The organism is Bacillus sp. LR_5 (assembly GCF_042709275.1).
On sequence record NZ_JAVAXX010000382.1, the window covers coordinates 1 to 4,945 of the forward strand.

General features: G+C 43.7%; 4 protein-coding genes. 2 read left to right on the top strand and 2 right to left on the bottom strand.

Going from position 1 to position 4,945, the window contains the following annotated elements; genetic code table 11:
- Positions 1-10 precede the first annotated feature (10 nt).
- Together parE and parC are read left to right on the top strand one after the other, a co-directional pair.
- Positions 11-1,978: a DNA topoisomerase IV subunit B gene (gene parE, locus RAC86_RS35295; RefSeq protein ID WP_377886678.1), complete on the top strand. Its 1,968-nt coding sequence runs from the start codon at positions 11-13 to the stop codon at positions 1,976-1,978.
- A 3-nt stretch (positions 1,979-1,981) separates the two neighbouring features.
- On the top strand, positions 1,982-4,402 hold the full coding sequence (gene parC / locus RAC86_RS35300) for a DNA topoisomerase IV subunit A (RefSeq protein ID WP_015714017.1): 2,421 nt from the start codon (positions 1,982-1,984) through the stop codon (positions 4,400-4,402).
- 46 nt (positions 4,403-4,448) lie between these two features.
- Here parC and RAC86_RS35305 read toward each other — a convergent pair whose 3' ends face one another.
- Positions 4,449-4,574: a hypothetical protein gene (locus RAC86_RS35305; RefSeq protein ID WP_003231548.1), complete on the bottom strand. Its 126-nt coding sequence runs from the start codon at positions 4,572-4,574 to the stop codon at positions 4,449-4,451.
- Positions 4,575-4,599: 25 nt separating this feature from the next.
- Positions 4,600-4,945: hypothetical protein (locus RAC86_RS35310; RefSeq protein ID WP_377886677.1), on the bottom strand; the 346-nt coding region annotated here is incomplete at its 5' end.

The window sequence follows — 4,945 nt, forward strand, 5'->3', positions numbered from 1 at the left end:
GTTTGTACGTTTGGCTAGAAAACAGCAATTTGATTACAACGAAGATGCCATACAGGTGCTTGAAGGCCTTGAGGCTGTCAGGAAAAGGCCGGGTATGTATATTGGCTCTACTGACGCGCGGGGTTTGCACCACTTGGTTTATGAAATTGTAGATAACTCTGTCGACGAGGTGCTTGCCGGCCATGGAGATCACATAATCGTCAAAATACATAAAGACAATAGTATTTCTGTACAGGATAGAGGCCGCGGCATGCCGACCGGAATGCATAAGCTCGGCAAACCAACCCCTGAAGTGATTTTAACGGTGCTTCATGCCGGAGGAAAATTCGGCCAAGGCGGCTATAAGACAAGCGGCGGGCTCCACGGAGTTGGTGCATCAGTCGTGAATGCTTTATCTGAATGGCTGACGGTTACCATTGAGCGGGACGGTTTTGTCTATCAGCAGCGATTTGAAAATGGAGGAAAACCGGTTACATCTCTCGAAAAGATCGGCAAAACAAAAAAGACGGGAACTCTTACACACTTTAAGCCAGATCCAACGATGTTCAGCACAACCACTTATAATTTTGAAACGCTCTCTGAGCGCTTAAGAGAGTCTGCGTTTTTGTTAAAAGGACTGAAAATTGAGCTGATTGATGAACGCAATGACCAGCATGAGGTCTTTTATTATGAAAACGGCATAGAAGCGTTTGTTGCTTACTTAAATGAAGAAAAAGACGTCTTGTCTGAAGTGGTCTCGTTTGAGGGTGAGCATCATTCTATAGAAGTGGACTTTGCGTTCCAGTTTAACGATGGTTATTCTGAAAATATTTTGTCGTTTGTCAACAATGTCAGAACAAAAGACGGCGGGACGCATGAGTCAGGTGCAAAAACTGCGATGACGCGTGCTTTTAATGAATATGCGCGAAAAGTGGCTTTGCTGAAAGAAAAGGATAAGAACCTTGAAGGCACCGATATAAGGGAAGGGCTTTCAGCCATTATTTCTGTCCGCATACCTGAGGAGCTTCTTCAATTTGAGGGACAAACAAAAGGAAAGCTCGGTACTAGTGAAGCAAGATCAGCGGTGGATGTGATTGTTTCAGAGCAGCTTGCTTACTTTTTAGAGGAAAATCGGGACACCGCAACGCTTCTTGTCAAAAAAGCAATCAAGGCGAGCCAGGCGCGCGAAGCGGCACGCAAAGCCCGTGAAGAAGCAAGAAGCGGCAAAAAACGAAAAAAATCAGAAGCGACTTTAAGCGGAAAGCTGACGCCTGCGGGTTCAAGAAACCCGGCAAAAAATGAATTGTATCTCGTTGAGGGAGATTCAGCAGGCGGGTCAGCCAAGCAGGGACGAGACCGCAGATTCCAAGCGGTACTGCCTTTACGTGGTAAAGTCATTAATACAGAAAAAGCTAAGCTTGCTGATATCTTTAAAAATGAAGAGATCAATACGATCATTCATGCGATCGGCGGAGGAGTCGGAGCAGATTTCTCAATCGATGACATCAACTACGACAAAATCATCATTATGACCGATGCCGATACTGACGGCGCTCATATTCAAGTGCTGCTTCTTACCTTTTTCTATCGCTATATGAAACCGCTCATTGAGCATGGCAAGGTGTTCATTGCGCTGCCACCTTTATATAAGGTCAGTAAAGGAAGCGGGAAGAAGGAAATCATTGAATATGCATGGTCTGATGAAGAGATGGGTGATGTCCTGAAAAAAGTCGGCAAAGGCTATACCATTCAACGATATAAGGGTCTTGGAGAGATGAACGCAGACCAGCTGTGGGAAACGACGATGAATCCGGAGTCCCGCACACTTGTTAGGGTCAAAATTGACGATGCGGCACGTGTAGAGAGACGTGTGACGACGTTAATGGGAGACAAAGTAGAGCCGCGCAGAAAGTGGATTGAGAAAAACGTCGCTTTCGGCTTAGATGAAGAAAGCAATATTTTAGAAAATGAAAACTTATCGGTCGCTGAGGAGGTTTAATGATTGTCACAGCCAGAATTATTTCATGATTTACCATTAGAAGAGGTGATCGGCGACCGTTTTGGACGCTACAGTAAATATATTATTCAAGACAGGGCGCTGCCCGATGCGAGAGACGGATTAAAGCCGGTACAGCGCAGAATTCTGTATGCGATGCATACAGATGGAAACACGTTTGATAAAAACTTCAGAAAAGCGGCCAAAACGGTCGGTAATGTCATCGGTAACTATCATCCGCACGGTGACAGCTCGGTTTATGAAGCAATGGTGCGGATGAGCCAGGATTGGAAAGTTCGTAATGTGTTAATCGAAATGCATGGAAACAATGGAAGCATCGACGGAGATCCCCCGGCAGCCATGCGTTATACAGAGGCACGATTATCTCCGATTGCATCTGAGCTTCTTCGGGATATTGACAAAAACACGGTTGAATTTGTGCCGAACTTTGATGATACAAGCAAGGAGCCTGTCGTACTCCCGGCGATGTTTCCTAACCTATTGGTCAACGGATCTACCGGGATTTCAGCAGGATACGCGACCGACATTCCCCCTCATCATCTGGGAGAAGTCATTGATGCTGTCATTAAGCGTATTCAAATGCCATCTTGCTCTGTTGATGAACTTATGGAAGTCATTAAAGGGCCTGATTTTCCGACAGGCGGTATTATTCAGGGCATTGACGGGATAAGAAAAGCTTACGAAACCGGAAAAGGAAAAATCATTATTCGCGGAAAGGCTGAAATTGAAACAATCAGAGGCGGGCGAGAACAAATTGTCATTACTGAAATTCCATTTGAAGTAAATAAAGCAAACCTTGTAAAAAAAATGGACGAGTTCCGTATTGATAAAAAGGTTGAAGGCATCTCAGAGGTTCGTGATGAAACGGATCGAACAGGGCTGAGAGTGGTCATTGAACTGAAAAAAGAAGCTGATGCCAAAGGCATTTTGAATTTCTTATATAAAAATACTGATTTGCAGATCACATATAACTTCAATATGGTGGCTATCCATAACCGCCGTCCGATGCTGATGAGCCTGCCGTCTATTTTGGATGCATATATCGGACACCAAAAGGAAGTTGTCACAAACCGGTCCGTTTACGAGCTTCAAAAAGCAAAAGACAGACATCATATCGTAGAAGGGCTCATGAAAGCTTTGTCTATTTTAGATGAAGTGATTGCAACAATCCGTTCTTCTAGCGATAAACGTGACGCTAAAAACAATTTGATCGCGAAATATGAATTTACGGAGCCTCAGGCTGAAGCCATCGTGTCATTGCAGCTATATCGTTTAACCAATACAGATATTACAGCGCTTAAGGAAGAGGCAGAAGAGCTCGGTAAAAAAATTGAAGAGCTCGAATCTATTCTGAGCAATGATAAAAAACTGCTAAAAGTGATTACAAACAGCTTAAAAGCATTGAAAAAGAAATATGCAGATACGAGACGCTCCGTGATTGAAGAAAAAATTGAAGAAATTAAAATCAATCTCGAAGTCATGGTTGCATCTGAGGATGTATATGTAACCGTTACGAAGGATGGTTACCTAAAACGGACGAGCCAGCGCTCATTTGCCGCTTCCAACGGTCAGGACTTCGGAATGAAAGATACGGACAGGATGCTGCATCAGTTTGAAATGAATACGACAGACGTGCTGCTGCTCTTTACGAACAAAGGAAGCTACATCTATTGTCCTGTTCACCAGCTGCCTGATATCAGATGGAAGGACATGGGCCAGCATTTTTCAAATCTGATCACTATTGACCGTGATGAAACGATTGTAAAGGCTATACCGATAAAAGAATTTGATCCGTCGGCATATCTTCTATTCTTTACGAAAAACGGTATGGTGAAAAAGACAGAGCTCACCCATTATAAAGCACAGCGTTATTCTAAGGCGCTTGTAGCCTTAAATCTGAAGGGTGAAGATGAACTGATTGATGTACATGTAACAAATGGGGAAAGCCAGATCTTTATGGCCACTCACTTAGGGTATGGTCTATGGTTTGGAGAAGACGAAGTGAATGTAGTTGGCGCGCGTGCGGCAGGTGTCAAAGGGATTAACTTAAAAGAGGATGACTTTGTTGTCTCCGGTGAGATCCTTCAGCAATCTGATTCAATTGTCTTGTTCACACAGCGGGGAGCGGTAAAACGCATGAGTCTTTCTGAGTTCGAGAAGACATCCCGCGCAAAACGCGGTGTCGTAATGCTAAGGGAACTGAAAAAGAATCCTCACCGAGTTGTAGCACTGTTCGCTTGCGGTCTTGAACAGCGACTAATGGCAGAAACAGAAAAAGGCGACAGAAAAGAACTGCAGGCAAAAGAGTTGCGGACAAACGACAGATACAGCAATGGCTCTTTCTTTTTTGATGAAGAGGAATCAGGCAAGGTTACAGCTGTTTGGCGCCTTCATACAGAACAATAATAAAAAACCCGCTCATACTATATGAGCGGGTTTCGTTTGTTTTTTATCAGCTTTCATGGTTGGTGAATAGATCTGTTACAGCATGAATGACTTCAATCCCCTGCCATACAAATAAATTCAGCGCTGTGAAAGAAAATAAGCCTAAAATCACCATTCTTAAGATAAACAACATGTTTAACAGCCTCCTCATATTTTCGTTACATAATCGGGTGATGTTGAACATGAAGTTTGCCGAAATAAGACGATTGATAAAATTTGGCCAGTATAAAGCTTTTTTTCCGCTGACGTCTGCGGGAGTATCCAGTACTTTTGCTTTCAGCGGTCAGCAGCAGAACAGCCATTGCCCATAAAGCGGTCAGCGTAAATGCCCCTGTGATGGATTTCTTCTCATCATCAGCATTTTGGCCGACTTTCATCTCATGCATTTCCTGCTGGTCGGCTACGGCTTTATAATGATGGCCGATATCAAAGGCGTGGGGAATTGAGAACAAATGAAAACTGGCAATCGCCAAGAATAAGATGGATGCTTTCAATATCGTTACT